This is a genomic window from Nonlabens dokdonensis DSW-6, assembly GCF_000332115.1.
Taxonomy (GTDB): Bacteria; Bacteroidota; Bacteroidia; order Flavobacteriales; family Flavobacteriaceae; genus Nonlabens; species Nonlabens dokdonensis.
In genome coordinates this window covers 3818359-3834056 of record NC_020156.1, presented here as the reverse complement: position 1 = coordinate 3834056, position 15698 = coordinate 3818359, and the positions used below count along the sequence as shown (strand labels likewise).

At 31.4% G+C, this 15698-nt stretch carries 13 protein-coding genes; all 13 read left to right on the top strand.

The window, feature by feature from the left end; translation table 11 throughout:
• Window position 1 precedes the first annotated feature (1 nt).
• The 13 genes from DDD_RS16855 (at window position 2) to DDD_RS16795 (ending at window position 15697) form a co-directional block, all read left to right on the top strand.
• Window positions 2-1399 carry a nucleotide sugar dehydrogenase gene (locus tag DDD_RS16855; RefSeq protein ID WP_015364177.1) on the top strand — a complete coding sequence of 466 codons (1398 nt, stop codon included), beginning with the start codon at window positions 2-4 and terminating at the stop codon, window positions 1397-1399.
• An 83-nt stretch (window positions 1400-1482) separates the two neighbouring features.
• A complete protein-coding gene (locus DDD_RS16850; RefSeq protein WP_015364176.1) occupies window positions 1483-2670 on the top strand; it encodes a UDP-N-acetylglucosamine 4,6-dehydratase in 1188 nt (395 codons plus the stop codon).
• Window positions 2671-2674: 4 nt separating this feature from the next.
• On the top strand, window positions 2675-3835 hold the full coding sequence (locus tag DDD_RS16845) for a LegC family aminotransferase (RefSeq protein WP_015364175.1): 1161 nt from the start codon (window positions 2675-2677) through the stop codon (window positions 3833-3835).
• Window positions 3836-3936: 101 nt separating this feature from the next.
• On the top strand, window positions 3937-4578 hold the full coding sequence (locus DDD_RS16840; RefSeq protein ID WP_015364174.1) for an acetyltransferase: 642 nt from the start codon (window positions 3937-3939) through the stop codon (window positions 4576-4578).
• Window positions 4578-5600: an N-acetylneuraminate synthase gene (neuB, locus tag DDD_RS16835; RefSeq protein ID WP_015364173.1), complete on the top strand. Its 1023-nt coding sequence runs from the start codon at window positions 4578-4580 to the stop codon at window positions 5598-5600. The genes DDD_RS16840 and neuB overlap by 1 nt, the downstream gene beginning before the upstream one ends.
• Entirely contained in the window at window positions 5597-6709 is a 1113-nt protein-coding gene (gene neuC / locus DDD_RS16830; protein WP_015364172.1) for a UDP-N-acetylglucosamine 2-epimerase, read from the top strand. The genes neuB and neuC overlap by 4 nt, the downstream gene beginning before the upstream one ends.
• 272 nt (window positions 6710-6981) lie before the next feature.
• Window positions 6982-8025 carry a nucleotidyltransferase family protein gene (locus tag DDD_RS16825; RefSeq protein WP_041567248.1) on the top strand — a complete coding sequence of 348 codons (1044 nt, stop codon included), beginning with the start codon at window positions 6982-6984 and terminating at the stop codon, window positions 8023-8025.
• Window positions 8022-8717 (top strand): acylneuraminate cytidylyltransferase family protein, encoded by a 696-nt coding sequence (locus tag DDD_RS16820; protein ID WP_015364170.1) that lies wholly within the window; start codon window positions 8022-8024, stop codon window positions 8715-8717. The genes DDD_RS16825 and DDD_RS16820 overlap by 4 nt, the downstream gene beginning before the upstream one ends.
• Before the next feature lie 65 nt (window positions 8718-8782).
• Window positions 8783-10015 carry an O-antigen polymerase gene (locus DDD_RS16815; RefSeq protein ID WP_111474750.1) on the top strand — a complete coding sequence of 411 codons (1233 nt, stop codon included), beginning with the start codon at window positions 8783-8785 and terminating at the stop codon, window positions 10013-10015.
• 5 nt (window positions 10016-10020) lie between these two features.
• Window positions 10021-11553: a capsular polysaccharide export protein, LipB/KpsS family gene (locus DDD_RS16810; protein WP_015364168.1), complete on the top strand. Its 1533-nt coding sequence runs from the start codon at window positions 10021-10023 to the stop codon at window positions 11551-11553.
• Between the two features lies 1 nt (window position 11554).
• Window positions 11555-12781 carry an MATE family efflux transporter gene (locus DDD_RS16805; protein ID WP_015364167.1) on the top strand — a complete coding sequence of 409 codons (1227 nt, stop codon included), beginning with the start codon at window positions 11555-11557 and terminating at the stop codon, window positions 12779-12781.
• On the top strand, window positions 12778-14169 hold the full coding sequence (locus DDD_RS16800; RefSeq protein ID WP_015364166.1) for a hypothetical protein: 1392 nt from the start codon (window positions 12778-12780) through the stop codon (window positions 14167-14169). Before DDD_RS16805 ends, DDD_RS16800 begins: the two co-directional genes overlap by 4 nt.
• Window positions 14153-15697 (top strand): aldolase catalytic domain-containing protein, encoded by a 1545-nt coding sequence (locus DDD_RS16795; RefSeq protein ID WP_015364165.1) that lies wholly within the window; start codon window positions 14153-14155, stop codon window positions 15695-15697. Before DDD_RS16800 ends, DDD_RS16795 begins: the two co-directional genes overlap by 17 nt.
• Window position 15698 lies beyond the last annotated feature (1 nt).

The window sequence follows — 15698 nt, the reverse complement described above, 5'->3', positions numbered from 1 at the left end:
TATGAAGATTAAGAATATTTGTTGCATTGGCGCAGGATATGTTGGAGGACCTACGATGACCATGATTGCAGCAAAATGTCCTCATATTAAGGTTAATGTGGTAGATATCAATAATGATAGAATTGCTCTATGGAATGATTCTAATGTCGATAATATTCCAATTTACGAGCCTGGGTTATCAGAATTAGTTGGTCAAACTAGAGGAAAAAACCTCTTTTTCTCTACGGATGTGAACGCTGCAATCCACCAAGCAGATATGATTTTTATATCTGTAAATACTCCTACAAAAACTTATGGGGTAGGAAAAGGTATGGCAGCAGACTTGAAATACATTGAGCTTTGTGCAAGACAAATAGCAGCTGTCGCAACAAGTGATAAGATAATAGTAGAAAAATCTACTTTACCAGTAAGAACTGCCGAAGCTTTGAGGAGTATTTTAGACAATACTGGTAATGGGGTGAATTTTGATATCCTTTCAAATCCTGAATTTTTAGCGGAAGGGACCGCTGTCACAGATTTGTTGAATCCTGATAGAGTGTTAATTGGAGGAGAAGATTCTGATCGAGGCAGAGCAGCACAGCAAGCTCTTGTAGATGTTTATGCTAATTGGGTACCAAAAAAGCAAATTCTAACTACTAATGTCTGGTCTTCTGAGCTTTCTAAATTAACTGCAAATGCATTTTTAGCGCAACGCGTTAGCAGTATTAATGCCTTATCAGAACTATGTGAAGTTACGGAAGCAGATGTGAATGAAGTAGCTAGAGCAATAGGTTCTGATTCTAGAATTGGATCTAAATTCTTGAAAGCTTCAGTCGGTTTTGGAGGTTCTTGTTTTCAAAAAGATATATTGAACCTCGTGTATATAGCCCAAACTTACGGTCTCAATGAGGTTGCAGATTACTGGGAACAGGTGATCATAATGAATGATCACCAAAAAAGAAGGTTTGCAAAAAAAATAGTAAAAACATTGTTTAATACTGTTTCCGGTAAGAAAATAGCTCTTATGGGTTGGGCTTTTAAGAAAGACACAAACGATACTAGAGAGTCTGCTTCTATATATGTAGCTGATTATTTGTTAAACGAGCAAGCCGAAGTCGTAGTTTATGATCCCAAGGTTACTTCTGAACAAATATATAGTGACCTAGATTATTTAGGGACAAGATCTCATGAGGAGAATAGAAGATTATTAAAAGTAGTAAAAAACCCTTTGGAAGCTGTTCATAAAGCTCATGCCGCTGCTATATTGACTGAATGGGATGAGTTCAAGCATTTCGATTGGGAAATTATATATAATAATATGTTAAAACCAGCATTTTTATTTGACGGTCGAATACTTCTTAATCATAATGAATTGGAAGATATTGGCTTTAATGTTTACACGATAGGTAGAGGTGAGTAAAGACTAGAACGTAAAATTATCGATATATTAATTTACTTTCATCTTATAATCATAATGGCAGATAAAGTTACAAAAAATAAACAATGAATATTTTAAATCTCATAGGTCGCAATCATCTTCTATTTAAAACTGATATAGAAGATAATGAAAAAGTGTTATCTAATAAAGTTGGTTCAAGTTCTTTTCTTGTCCTAGGAGGCGCAGGGTCAATTGGTCAAGCGGTTGTGAAAGAAATATTTAAACGTAATCCAGTTAAATTACACGTAGTTGACATAAGTGAAAATAATATGGTCGAACTAGTTAGGGATATTAGAAGTTCCATAGGTTATATAGATGGAGATTTTCAAACATTTGCTTTAGATATAGGAAGTGTAGAGTATGATGCATTTATCGAGGCTGATGGTCAATATGATTATGTATTGAATCTAAGTGCCTTGAAACATGTAAGAAGTGAAAAGGATCCTTTCACTCTCATGAGAATGATTAATGTTAATATTTTCAACACATACAAATCTATTCAACAATCAGTAAATAAAGGAGTAAAAAAGTATTTCTGTGTTTCTACTGATAAGGCTGCAAATCCTGTTAACATGATGGGAGCTTCTAAGCGAATAATGGAGATGTTTATAATGAAGTCTAGCCAGAGTATAAATATTTCAACTGCTAGATTTGCAAATGTTGCGTTTTCTGATGGATCTCTATTACATGGTTTTAATAAAAGAATTGAGAAATTACAACCTATAGTTGCCCCTACAGATGTTACTAGATATTTTGTGGTGCCTCAAGAAGCAGGGGAATTATGTTTAATGTCTTGTATATTAGGAGATAATCGAGATATATTTTTTCCTGATTTGAAAGAAGGTTTAGACTTAATTTCTTTTGCAGATATCGCTATCAATTATTTGAAACAAAAAGGATACGAGCCTTTTTTATGTGACTCTGAACAGCAAGCTAGAGATTTAATGGTTATCTTACCTAAAGAAGGAAAATGGCCTTGTTACTTTACAGTTTCTGACACTACAGGAGAAAAACCATACGAAGAATTTTATACTGAGAATGAAATAATTGATTTAGATCGATTTGAAAACTTAGGGGTGATCAAAAATGAATTTCTTGATCACGATGATAAAATTAATAATTTTGAAAATGCGATTGATAAAATGCAAGTTGCTAAGAAGTGGCAAAAGTCTCAAATAGTAGATTTATTCAAACAGACTTTACCAAATTTTGTACATGAAGAAAAAGGTAAGTTCTTAGACAGTAAAATGTAGATCAATGAAGGATTATAAAAATGTAATTCAAAAAATAAGAGACTTATTTAATGAGTCTACGGAGTTTATTCCTCTTCATATCCCTCACTTTTCTGGGAATGAAAAAAAATATGTTCTTGAATGTATTGAATCCACATTTGTTTCAAGCGTCGGACAATTTGTTAATGATTTTGAAAAATCGATCGAGAATTTAACTGGAGCAAAAAGGTGTGTTGTTTGTGTTAATGGAACTAATGCAATCCACCTTGCTTTGCTAGCAAGTGGAGTCAATGAGGAAGATGAAGTAATAACACAACCTTTAACTTTTATTGCTACTGTTAATGCAATATCATATGCGCGAGCCACTCCTGTTTTTGTGGACGTGGATAGAGACACTATGGGGCTATCTCCATCTTCATTGAAACGGTTTTTGGAAGAAGAAACCATAATGAAAAATGGCTATTGCTATAATAAAACATCTGGGCGTAGGATAAAAGCTTGTTTACCTATGCACACTTTTGGTCATGCAGCTCGTATCAACGAAATTGCAAGAATATGTCAAGATTATAACCTTACATTGATAGAGGACGCTGCTGAAGCCATAGGTAGCATTTATAACGGAAAACATTTAGGAACCTATGGATTGCTAGGAACTTTTAGTTTCAACGGCAATAAGACGATGACTACAGGTGGCGGTGGTGCTATTATTACAGATAATGAAGAGTTAGCAGATAAAATAAAGCATTTAAGCACGCAAGCAAAAATTCCTCATAAATGGAAATATGAGCACAATGAAATAGGTTATAATTATAGGATGCCGAACATAAATGCGGCTCTTGGGCTAGCGCAAATTGAGAATCTTAACTATATTCTTGATAGAAAAAGAGCCTTAGCAGAGGTTTATATCGATTTTTTTACCTCTATAGGTATCGATGTCTTTCAGGAAAGAGAAAATGAAACATCGAACTATTGGTTGAATGCCGTTATTTTGGAAGATAATACAGCACAACAGCAATTTTTAACAGAACTAAATGATGCCGGAGTGATGTGTCGTCCTATCTGGGAGCTTATGACTGATATGATTATGTTCAAAGATTGTCAAAAATCTGACTTAAAAAATGCTAAATGGCTTTCTGAAAGAGTTGTGAATATACCAAGTAGTGTAATCAGTAGAAGATTGAAATGAAAGTTGATAGGTAGTTATTGTCAATTAAAGAGTACTTTTTGAAGCTAAATTTTATATAAATTTGGTTGTCGGAAAGTTTTTTAAAATTAATCAGTATAGAGATGAAAAAAGATTATTATATAATAGGTTCAGGAGGGTTTGCTAAGGAAGTATACTTTCTGGCAGATCAATGTTTAGATGAAACCAATCGTTTTAAGGGTTTTATTGATTATAAACCAGTCAACAATTTTGTCCATGCAAGAGGGAAGAGACTTCCCGTAATTGATGAAGATTTGTTTTTAAATAACGTTGACCCCAATAATGATATTAATCTATATTTCGGTGTTGGAGATCCTAAACTATTAAATAAGCTTTCTAAGACTTTTGAAAATTATTTATTTCCTAATTTAATACATCCTACAGTTATTTTTGATTCCAGTTCAGTGAGGTTTGGTAAAGGAAATATTCTTACCTCTGGATGTATATTAACAGTGGACATACAAATAGGCTCTTTTAATATTTTCAATCTTTCATCAACGATAGGTCACGATGTAAACATTGGAGATTGTAATATTTTCAATCCAGTTACTAATATTAGCGGACAGGTCGAGATAGGTTCTAATAATTTATTTGGTGTAAACTCAACGGTATTACAGTTGCTTACCGTGGGAGATAATAATATTGTAGGTGCTTCATCCCTATTAACTAAAAGCATTGAAAACAATAGTGTAATGGTAGGAATTCCTGCTAAAAATAGGTTATAATGCAAGAAAAAACTCTTATAATAGCAGAAGCTGGAGTAAATCATAACGGTAGTTTAGATAGAGCTATTGAATTAATAAAAGTTGCTGCACAGGCTGGAGTAGATTATGTGAAGTTTCAAACATTTAAAACTGAATTGAATATTTCAAAATCTGCTAAAAAAGCCGAATACCAGAAAAATAATACTGAAAAAGAAGAAAACCAGTATGAAATGGTAAAAAAACTAGAGCTCACCTATGAAGAATTTTTAATCGTTGAAGAAAAATGCAGAGAGTTCAACGTGGGGTTCATGTCTACGGCTTTTGATTTACCAAGTATTGACTTTTTAGATTCTTTTAATCCAAAATATTTTAAAATACCAAGTGGAGAAATTACAAATTACTCTTTTTTAAAAGCGATAGCTCAAAAGGGAAAGAGGATTATACTTTCTACTGGGATGGCCTCACTTGGAGAAATAGAAAACGCGCTCGAAGTTCTTCTAAGATATGGGGTGGATAGGGAAAATATTACTGTTCTACATTGCAACACTGAGTATCCAACCCCAATGAATGACGTCAATTTAAAAGCAATGAATGTCATAGGAGATTGTTTTGGAGTGAGAATAGGCTATTCCGACCATACTTTAGGAATTGAAGTACCAACTGCAGCTGTAGCGTTAGGAGCAAAAGTCATAGAGAAACACTTTACTTTAGACAGGACGTTACCTGGCCCAGATCATAATGCCTCTCTCGAGCCTGAGGAACTTGTTGCAATGGTTAAAGCGATTAGAAACATTGAACAAGCAATAGGCGGCAGCGGTCGTAAAGAAAGAAGCCCAAGTGAATCTAAGAATGTTTCAATCGCAAGAAAAAGCATCCATACTAAAACAGACCTTGTTTCTGGAAAAATCATTACAGAGGATGACATTATCGCATTGAGACCTGGTGATGGTATTTCTCCTATGAAATGGGATGACATTATAGGAAAGAAGTTGAAGGGAAATAAAACTAAATTTGAAAAATTATCTTGGATTGATTTTGTATGAAAATAGCTGTACTTACAAGCTCTAGGGCTGATTATGGAATTTATTTTCCACTTCTAGAAAAAATAAAAAATGACAGCTTCTTTGACCTTGAGGTTATCTGTTTTGGAACGCATTGCTCAAAAGCTCATGGCTATACATTATCTAAGGTTAAATCACACGGATACAAGAAAATTCATGAGATTAGTGCATTAATCGCTAACGATAATGCAGTTTCTATATCTAGTTCTTACGGATTAACTACCTTAAAGTTTGCAGAGTTCTGGGAACACAATCATGAATATGAAATGGTCTTCTGTCTTGGAGATCGATTTGAAATGAGTGCAGCAGTTCAAGCAGGAATTCCCTTTGGAATTAAATTTGTTCATTTATATGGTGGAGATACTACACTCGGTGCCATAGACGATATTTATCGTAATCAAATAACCCTTGCATCCTTTTTGCATTTTACAGCTACAGAAGATCATTCAAAAAAAATTCAGAAAATAACTAATCAGGTAGAAAACATTTTTACTATAGGAACAATAAGTCTTAATGAAATTGCATCTTTCAAGCCAGTTTCAAAAAAAGACTTACTTACTGAATATAATATACCTGTTGATGATTATGTTTTGGTGACATTTCATCCAGAAACTATCGCCACAGAAGAAAACGAGCTGTATGCTGAAGAAATGAAAGTATCATTGCTTAAAATTGCTGAATCAAGTAACGTAGTAGTTACTATGCCTAATGCAGATACTATGGGGTCGTTATACAGAGATAAGCTATTTGAAACAAGAAGTAATAAACCAGATAAGATATTTTTAGTAGAAAATTTTGGAAAGAAAAATTATTTTTCGGCTATGTATCATGCAAAGCTTTTAATAGGAAATACATCTAGTGGCATTGTTGAAGCCGCATCTTTCGGTAAATTAACAGTGAATGTAGGAGATAGACAAAAAGGTAGGGCACAAAGTGATAACGTTTTAAATGCTACTTTTAACTCGGTCGACATACTAGACAAGTACAATGAAGCGGTAAAACGAGGTACGTACTATGGTGATAATGTGTACTACCGTCATAATAGTGTAGAAAGCATTATAAGAATATTAAAAAAATATAAAAATAATTAGATTAGGATTTTAAGATTGGAACCTATTGTTAAAAAAGTAATCCATATTTCATTTCCTTTAATTACGCTGGAGTTAAAATATTTTGGATTTTAAGTTCATTGCGTGTATTAATTAAGAATTATCGATGTTTTATTTAGTTTTTTAATTATCACGCTTTCGCGAAAGCGGAATAAAATAACTAGTATTAAAACTATCAAATTCTATTATTATAAGTTTTTATTGCAAAACGAATTATCATTAAAAACCAATCAAATAAACAATAAAGTATCTTTATGGACATTAATCAAATTACTATACCATCCAACGCAACAATACTGGACGCACTTCATCAACTTAATCAAGTTAGGAGTGTAAGTAGATTGATACTTTTTGTTAAGGATAAGAAAAACAAAATAATTGGGTCTATAACAGACGGTGATATTCGAAGATCTATAACTATTAATCAAGATTTGCAAAAACCGGTAGAAGAAGTCTGTTTCAAAAATTTTGTTCATCATATAGAAGATGGTAATTTTATAGATCTTTCAGTTTATCGAGAACAAAATATTAAGATACTGCCTATTCTTAATGAAGATATGACTTTATCCAGAGTTCTTGACTTAGATGTTATTGAGTCTACTCTTCCTTTAGAATGCATGATCATGGCTGGTGGAAGAGGTAAGAGATTAAGTCCTTTAACTGATACCGTACCTAAACCTATGTTACCGTTAGGAAATAAACCGATTATAGAACACAATATAGACCGCTTAATTAGTTACGGTATTAAGAAAATATATATATCTGTTAAATATTTAGGCGATCAATTGGAGACCTATTTTGGTGATGGTAGTTCAAAAGGCATAGAGATTGAATATGTATGGGAAGATCAACCTCTAGGCACCGCTGGAGCTCTTGCTTTAGTAGATAGATTCAACTCTGAACATGTTCTATTAATGAACAGTGATCTTTTCACTAGCGTTAACTTTGAAGACATGTATTTACTAATGCTTCAAGAGAACGCAGATATGGTTGTAGCTTCTACAGAATATAAGGTTGATGTACCTTATGCTGTTTTTGAGACAGAAGATAATAAAGTTAAAGCTTTTAAAGAAAAACCTTCTTACATTTATCAGTCTAATGCGGGAATTTATATTTTAAAAAGGTCACTTATAGAACAAATGAATAAAAATGAATACTGCGATATAACCGATGTTATGGAAAAGTTAGTTAGTGATGGAGGTAAGCTAGTATATGATCCTATTCTTGGATTTTGGATTGATATAGGTAAACCGTCAGACTATAAACAAGCTCAAGAATTTATAAAACATTTTAAATGATATTAGTTGTAATTCCCGCTAGAGGAGGATCTAAAGGAATTCCTAAAAAAAACATCAAAAGTTTGAATAACAAGCCTTTGATTTATTACACTATTGAAGCAGCTAGATCATGTTTCAATGATGACCAAATTTGTGTCAGTACAGATAGTGAAGAAATAATAGATGTAGTAGAGAAAACAGGTTTGAGGGTTCCTTTCATAAGACCAAGTGAGTTAGCTACAGACACTGCAACTAGTGAATCCATGCTAAGACATGCAATAAATTTTTATGAATCTAAGGGTCAAATTGTAGAGCATGTAGTTCTTTTACAACCTACATCACCGTTGAGAAATGGTGAACATATAAAGCAGGCGTTAAGTTTATACATGAAAAGCAATAAGGACGTTGAAATGCTTGCATCTGTAAAGAAAACAGATGCGAATCCGTATTATGTACTTGTTGAGGAAAATTCAATGGGTTATCTTGAAAAGTGCATGCAATCCACTAGCACAAGAAGGCAAGACTTACCTGCTGTTTATGAATATAATGGAGCAATTTATATTTATAACGTAAAAGCTTTAAAACAAAAGGCGTTAATTGATTTCCAAAACATCATAAAATTTGAAATGGATAATAAATATTCTGCAGACATTGATGATCCACTTGACTGGAAATGGATTGAGTTTTTATTGAACCAAGAGAATGACATTTAAAACAATATTTGTTTTTTGTTGTTCTAGTTCTCAACTTTATAGATTCTCTTTATAAAAAGAAAAAAATGTTATACATATTCACTTCATATTTATTTCTAGCTAGAAAGAAGAGTTTAATAGTTTTATTCCTTTTGGGATTGGTTTTAGTTTCGTACTTGGGTTCAATTCTAATTAGCAAAGAATACGAGGTTAATAATGTACAAGATGTATTAAATGTAATTTTTACTTCTGCAATTCTTTTGATTTTTATTCATGGATTTAACTCCTATAAAAAACTTGAACAGATTCAATTTTCAGGAAGAAATGAAAACTTAGTTAAAATAGTGAATGTAATTTTAATACTGGGATTAAGTGTTTTACTGATAAATATTTTTATAACTTTTAAAGCATTTAGCGCTTTATTTAATCAAAGTGTCAACGTTACTGAATACAAAAATGATGGAGGTGCTGCTGATATGTTAGCAGGTTGGGTAAACCCTATTTTATTGTTATATTCTAGGCTTATTTCTCCCATAGGATATCTAGCTTTTGGGCTTCATTTTTTCTTTTTGCTCAAAAAGAAAAAATGGTTCAGCTTTCTTTTCTTTTTAATCTCATTAAACATACCGTTGCTTGGATTTCATGGGTTATCAAGATCAGCAGCTGTTCAGTTCTTACTGACGTATTTTTTTTATTTGTTGTATATCCTACCAGCTCTGAGTCAAAAATCAAGAAGGTTTATCTTTATTTTTGGCGGTACAGCTGCGTTGTGCCTCTTGTCACTGCTCAATTCTATTACAGATTCTAGATTTTCTAAATTTTACAATATTCCTATCGAAAGTACGATTCAAGACCCTATTTATTATTCTTCAATAGATTATGCATCACAGTGGAATCATAATGGTATAAAGGTCATGGGGAATTTTTCTTATGATAAACTTATGTATGGAAAGTCAACTCTACCTATCGTTGATTTTACCGCAGAAAGAATAGGATTAGAGGTTAGTAGGCTTCCTGAGCTTAGGGAAATATATTTGACTGATGATTATGATCATACCTTTAATGGTGTAGTCGCCACTCTATTGTATGACTTTGGTTACATATTCACTTTTATTTTTGCCCTTGTTTTTAATAAATTTTCTAGAATTACAGGACCTTCTAATGGAAAAGTTTCTTTATCTAATTTCATGTCTTTTGCTTTTTTAATACCGTTACCTTTACTCTTTTTTTCCAATAATGTATACTCCAACCTAGCAATCAATATTGGAGTTGTCTTCTATATAATATTTGTTTATTTGCTTAAACGTATAAAACTGTGAATTCTATGAATACCGTTGTTTTCTATTTCTATTCATCGCTAAATGGATCTATGTTTGGGGTTTTACTTGATGAAGCTAAAAAGTTGATCGAAGCTAAAAAGAGTAAAGTTTACATAGTTATGTGTGAAGGTTTTTTTGACCACTGTTTAACAAATCCCACCGGTAATACAGGAATATGTGCGCTTTGTAAAAGTCAAACAAAAAAAATTATTAGCAATACTTTAGGAGATCAAGCAACTATTTTAAAATTATCTGATTATTATGACTCAAAACTAAGTAAAGACAAGATATCTATTAGTACATCAGAGGAATTTAAAAAATTCAATTATAAGGATATTGGTATAGGATACAGCGCCCTTTCTAGCTACGTACATTTAACAAGAAATCAAAAACCAAAGATAGATAAAGATTCCATAGATTATTTTAAGAATCAATTATTACAGTCTATGAAGCTAATTGATGCCTTTTCTAACTTAATTGACGACATAAAACCTGATAGAGTATGTAGTTTTAATGGTAGATTTAACGAGATTAGACCTGTTTTTGAAATTGCCCTAATCAAAAAAGTAGAGGCTTATTTATATGAATTTGAACCTCTTGGAAACGGTCAAAGTGCAAAAGTAGTTTTTAAAAATGTTCTTCCGCATAGTATTGTAGGTAATAAATGGAAATTTGAACATTGTTGGAACGACAGTAATTTAGTTCCTGGTGAAAACGTTAAGCTTTCTGAAGAATTTTTTCATAATAAAAGAAATGGAATAGCTGCTGGTGATAAAGTTTATGTAAAAGGTACAACTACAGGTAAATTGCCAGATAACTGGAACTCAAATAAGAGAAATATAGTGATATTTAACTCTTCTGAAGATGAATATGTATCTATAGGTGAAGAATGGGAAAGCTTAACTTTATTCAAAGAGCAAATAGAAGGCTTAAAGTTCACCTTTGAATCTTATAAAAATGATGAAAGCTTTCATTTTTATTTGAGAGTACATCCTAATTTGAAAGGGATAGCTTATAAGTATCATCAAAATCTTTACGAATTTGAGAAGGAATATTCAAATGTCACCATAATTGGTGCTGAGGAATCAATAAACTCTTATGACTTGCTTGACGCTAGTGAAAAGGTGATTGTTTTTGGTTCTACAATGGGACTAGAAGCAGTGTATTGGGGTAAACCAGTAATTCTCTTGGGTTGCTCATGGTATTATTATGAAGACGTTTGTTATATTCCCAAAACTACTAATGAGTTTCTTAAATTGATAAAGCAAGAGTTGAAACCTAAATATAATTCTAATGTTCTTAAGCTGGGATTATTTTTTTACTACAGAAAATCTACTTACATAGAGAGCAATCCTGTTTATAGTTATTTCAATTACAATCCTATAAAATATCAATTATTTAATAAGATTGCAGTTGGTTATCATTATCAAAAATTATTCAATTCAACTAAGCTTCGAGCTTACTACATAGCAGGTTTGAAGTTTTTGAGTTTACTGTTGTTTCCCGATAAATTTTCGTTACCTAAAAAGGAGGAGTGACATGAAATTGAAAATTTTAAGATTTGTATTGTCAAAATTATCCAAAGAAAAAGCAAAATATTTAATTGATTTTATTGCATTTGGAATTGGTTTTTTTATTTCTTCAGCAATAGCTCTATGTATTTCTATTATTGTGAATAAAAATATGTCAAAAGCCGAATTGGGTCTTTATAACTACAATAAAAGTGTTTTAGAGTTTGCAGCCTATGTTTCATCTATGTTACTGTATAGGGGATATCTTAGGTTTAACATTGCGGGAAATAACATTTCGCTATTTAAAAAAGTCAAAATTGTTAATTTTATAGCCTTTGTTTGTTTAGAGTTGTTTGCTTTTTACTTGACTAAAAGTTATATCGCTTTATTATTCCCATTTTTTATTTTTTACGAAGAGCGGTTATATTTTTTTAGATCTTTAATGAAAGTAAAAAAGGTTAACTTTCTTAAGATAATTGTTGCTGTTTTTACATTGATAACATTATTAATACTTTTGTATTTTAAATCAATAAAACCTAATTATGTTTTATTTGCATATGGGTTGGGTTTTGCATTAGCTCTTTTTTTCTATTTCACTAAAGAGAAAATTAAAGTCAATTTGGAGGTGATTACTTGGAAAAAGATCCTTTTTTATTCCTTACCAGGTTTAGGAGCTGTGATTGTAAGATTGTCTTTAGATGTCTCCTCTCAATTCTTAATTAAAAATGAGTTTGATTTAGTTGAACTTTCTAAATATGCAATTTCCACTCGTGTCTTACTGAGTGTCAAGCTTTTTTCAAGTCTTTTATTAATGTTTTTCCCTGTTTTATATTTTAGAGAAATTAAACTAAAAAACATTAGATTTATACATAGAATACGTTTGGGAGTTCTTTTGATTATGATAATAATATCTATTTTATCAATTATATTTCGAGACGAAATATATTGGTTAATGGGCGCTTCTAGTTACACCGATTATAGCTATTTATATAGCTTGCTAGTAATTTCTGAGTTCTTTGTTGTCTTTGCCGGTGTTATGGGAATATATCTTACTTACGCTTTGAAAACGCACATAACATTGTTGATTTATTTTCTAGGAGCAATACTTAACATAATAATTTTAAGTGTTTTTTTGCCACTTCAAGGAATTATTGTCGCGCCTTTGTCTATACTTTCTTCAAACCTATTTATGGCATTGGTGATGTTAATCGTTAGTTACCGTATGGAAAGGAAATATATTAAATCAAGCTTATGAAAGTAGTAATCGTTGGTGATACAATTAATTTTCAAGGTGAATCTTTCATATTGGAGGATTTATACGACCTTGAATTTTTCGAAAAAGCTAAAGGAAATGTCGAAGATTACAATAACGATTCCTTTTTCGTTAATGAGCTTTATTTGAACTTTACTCAGAATTTTCTTGTTTTAGAATCTTTTGTAGTAACTAATAAAATTACTGAGATTGACGCACTTCAATCATCTAATATGCTGTTTTTTTATCTTTCTGATATCGCAAGCAAGCATGATTTATATATTAAAGGTTCTTTCTATTTTGTAAAGTTTTTGAACTGGTGTATGTTTTTTTTTCATATTTTCAGTTCAAGTATTTTCCTAATTTTTTTAATGATAAAAATATCGAAGAAAAAACTTAAAAAGATTAAAGGAGATATCACCATCGTTAGAACAACGGCTCTAAAAAATAAAGTCGAGTCTTTAAACATGAGATGTGAGTATGAAGATCCTTATGATAAAACTTCTATTTATAAATATTTTAGTAGAACCATACGATGTTCATGGGTATGCACATCCCTGTTTACTTCATTCAATCAATACAGCTCTCTTAAAAAATTAATCATATCTTATCAAGGTACTAATTCAATTCATTTGATTAATGAATTTTACGGAAAACGATTAGTACATTTAAACTTGTACAAAAAAGTTCTAGATGCCTATCTTAAACAAAATAATTTGGATAGACTTTTTACGAGCAATAACTTAGATCGCTTTGCTATGGTGGAGTCAAAATTAGCTAAAAAATATAAGGTTCAATTGATAGGTATTCCACACGGTCTAGAATATGGGTTTAAATTCCCGAAGTGCTTCACTGGTGATATATTTTATGCAACTAGCGATTTTGCAGTTAAATACTTCAATAATCTTTATAAAACCAGTAAGTTTGTATTTGATAAGGAGTTCATTACTTCTATATTTAGAAAAAAACAAACTGATAATAATGATATTAAAATTGTTTATTTTTCTGAGCCTAGAGAAAGTTTTGTTAACCATGATATAATAAGAGGTCTATTACCGCTTTTTAAAAAGCAAAACATGATATTAAGTTTAAAGCTCCATCCTAAAGAACGAGAGGAAGATTATGATGATTATGATGTAGAAATAATTGAAAATTTTAACAATGCAATAACTGGAAATATTTGTTTTTCAAGAAAATCTACAATTTTATTAGAGGCGTTATATAATAATTCTATGTCATCGGCTATTTTGTTGAATAACAAGGATAGAACTTTTTTTTCCAATTTCCCATCGTTACAGACTGAAGAGATAAATCAAGCTTTTAGTTTTCACGAACTCGAGAGTTGGATAATAGAATCATATAAAAAGAAAATAGATGAAAAAAGGACTTAAATTACTCGACTGTACTTTAAGAGATGGAGGATACTACACTAATTGGGATTTTGATAAGCAATTAGTTAAGGATTATTGCTCTGCTATGGAATCGCTACCTATAGACTATGTGGAAATAGGATATCGTAGTGTAGAATTAGATGGTTATTTAGGAGAATATTTTTATTGTCCAGTCTATAAGATGAAAGAGCTTAAGGGTATGATGCCTAACAAAAAACTGGTGATCATTTTAGACGAGAAAAATGTAGGTATTCAAGATATTGATGATCTATTAGATCCTTGTGTCAATTTTATATCAATGGTTAGAATTGCGATCTCTCCAAATAGTTTTGATAAAGCAATTCCTCTAGCAAAGGCAATTAAAGAAAAAGGATTTGAAGTAGGTTTTAATATAATGTACATGTCATCATGGATTGAAAACAAGGATTTTATTGAAAAGATTCCTTTAATAGATGGTCTTGTTGACTACTTTTATATGGTAGACTCTTATGGAGGTGTTTTCCCTAAAGATGTAGAACAAATAGCAAAGTTAGTTAAATCAAAAACTAATTGTCAAATTGGTTTTCACGGTCACGATAATCTTGAAATGGGTTTGATAAATAGTATAACAGCAATTGACTGTGGTTGTAGTATAATAGATTCTACTATAACAGGGATGGGAAGAGGTGCTGGAAACCTCAAAACGGAACTTCTAATGACTTATTTTGCATCTAAATTGAATTGGGATGTGTCTTTTGACAAACTCAGTGATGTGGTCGCAGATTTTGAGAAATTACAAGAATATCATAAATGGGGAACAAATTTACCTTACATGATTTCTGGTGCATACTCTCTTCCTCAAAAAGATGTAATGAGTTGGATATCAAAAAGGAGATATTCGATAGGTGGAATTGTAAACGCATTACAAGAACAAGTAATAGAAGGAGATGTTAATAGTTTTGATCTTCTTCCTCGTGACGCATCTTTTAATAGGGCTATTATTATTGGAGGAGGCGATTCTACCTTGTCTAATTTTAAAGCTGTTAAATCGTATATAGAGCTTTACAAAGATGATGGTCTTTGTATTATACATGCGGGAACAAGGTACGCAGAGGTTTTTAACACCTTTGAAGTTCCTCAATTTTATTGTTTAGCTGGTAATGAAGGTTATAGACTGCAAAAAGTATTTGATAATTTATCTTTAATTGAGCATAAATGTGTATTACCGTCTAAAAGAAGTATGGGGTCTTTTGTCCCGAAAGAAATATTGAATCACACCTTCGAGCTATCAGAAGCTACCTTTACCGATCAATATCAAGACTCACCTCTTGCTATAGCCATAGATATATGTCTTTATTTAAGTATTAAAAACTTAGATTTTATTGGCTTTGATGGTTACGATATCACTGTAAATAAATCTGAATTTGATATAGCAAAAGAAAACCAATATTTATTTGATAAAATTAAGTCTCAAGACATCAACTTTTCTTCTCTTACAAGCACAAAGTATCAAATAAAGGAAAGTTCTATCTATAGCAAAATAAAATAAT

Bases quoted from the DNA above. Each gene is read 5' to 3' on its own strand.
- DDD_RS16855 (WP_015364177.1), top strand. From the start codon at position 2: ATGAAGATTAAGAATATTTGTTGCATTGGCGCAGGATATGTTGGAGGA.
- DDD_RS16820 (WP_015364170.1), top strand. From the start codon at position 8,022: ATGATATTAGTTGTAATTCCCGCTAGAGGAGGATCTAAAGGAATTCCT.
- DDD_RS16825 (WP_041567248.1), top strand. From the start codon at position 6,982: ATGGACATTAATCAAATTACTATACCATCCAACGCAACAATACTGGAC.
- neuB (WP_015364173.1), top strand. From the start codon at position 4,578: ATGCAAGAAAAAACTCTTATAATAGCAGAAGCTGGAGTAAATCATAAC.
- DDD_RS16840 (WP_015364174.1), top strand. From the start codon at position 3,937: ATGAAAAAAGATTATTATATAATAGGTTCAGGAGGGTTTGCTAAGGAA.
- DDD_RS16800 (WP_015364166.1), top strand. From the start codon at position 12,778: ATGAAAGTAGTAATCGTTGGTGATACAATTAATTTTCAAGGTGAATCT.
- DDD_RS16795 (WP_015364165.1), top strand. From the start codon at position 14,153: ATGAAAAAAGGACTTAAATTACTCGACTGTACTTTAAGAGATGGAGGA.
- DDD_RS16815 (WP_111474750.1), top strand. From the start codon at position 8,783: ATGTTATACATATTCACTTCATATTTATTTCTAGCTAGAAAGAAGAGT.
- DDD_RS16805 (WP_015364167.1), top strand. From the start codon at position 11,555: ATGAAATTGAAAATTTTAAGATTTGTATTGTCAAAATTATCCAAAGAA.
- DDD_RS16845 (WP_015364175.1), top strand. From the start codon at position 2,675: ATGAAGGATTATAAAAATGTAATTCAAAAAATAAGAGACTTATTTAAT.
- DDD_RS16850 (WP_015364176.1), top strand. From the start codon at position 1,483: ATGAATATTTTAAATCTCATAGGTCGCAATCATCTTCTATTTAAAACT.
- DDD_RS16810 (WP_015364168.1), top strand. From the start codon at position 10,021: ATGAATACCGTTGTTTTCTATTTCTATTCATCGCTAAATGGATCTATG.
- neuC (WP_015364172.1), top strand. From the start codon at position 5,597: ATGAAAATAGCTGTACTTACAAGCTCTAGGGCTGATTATGGAATTTAT.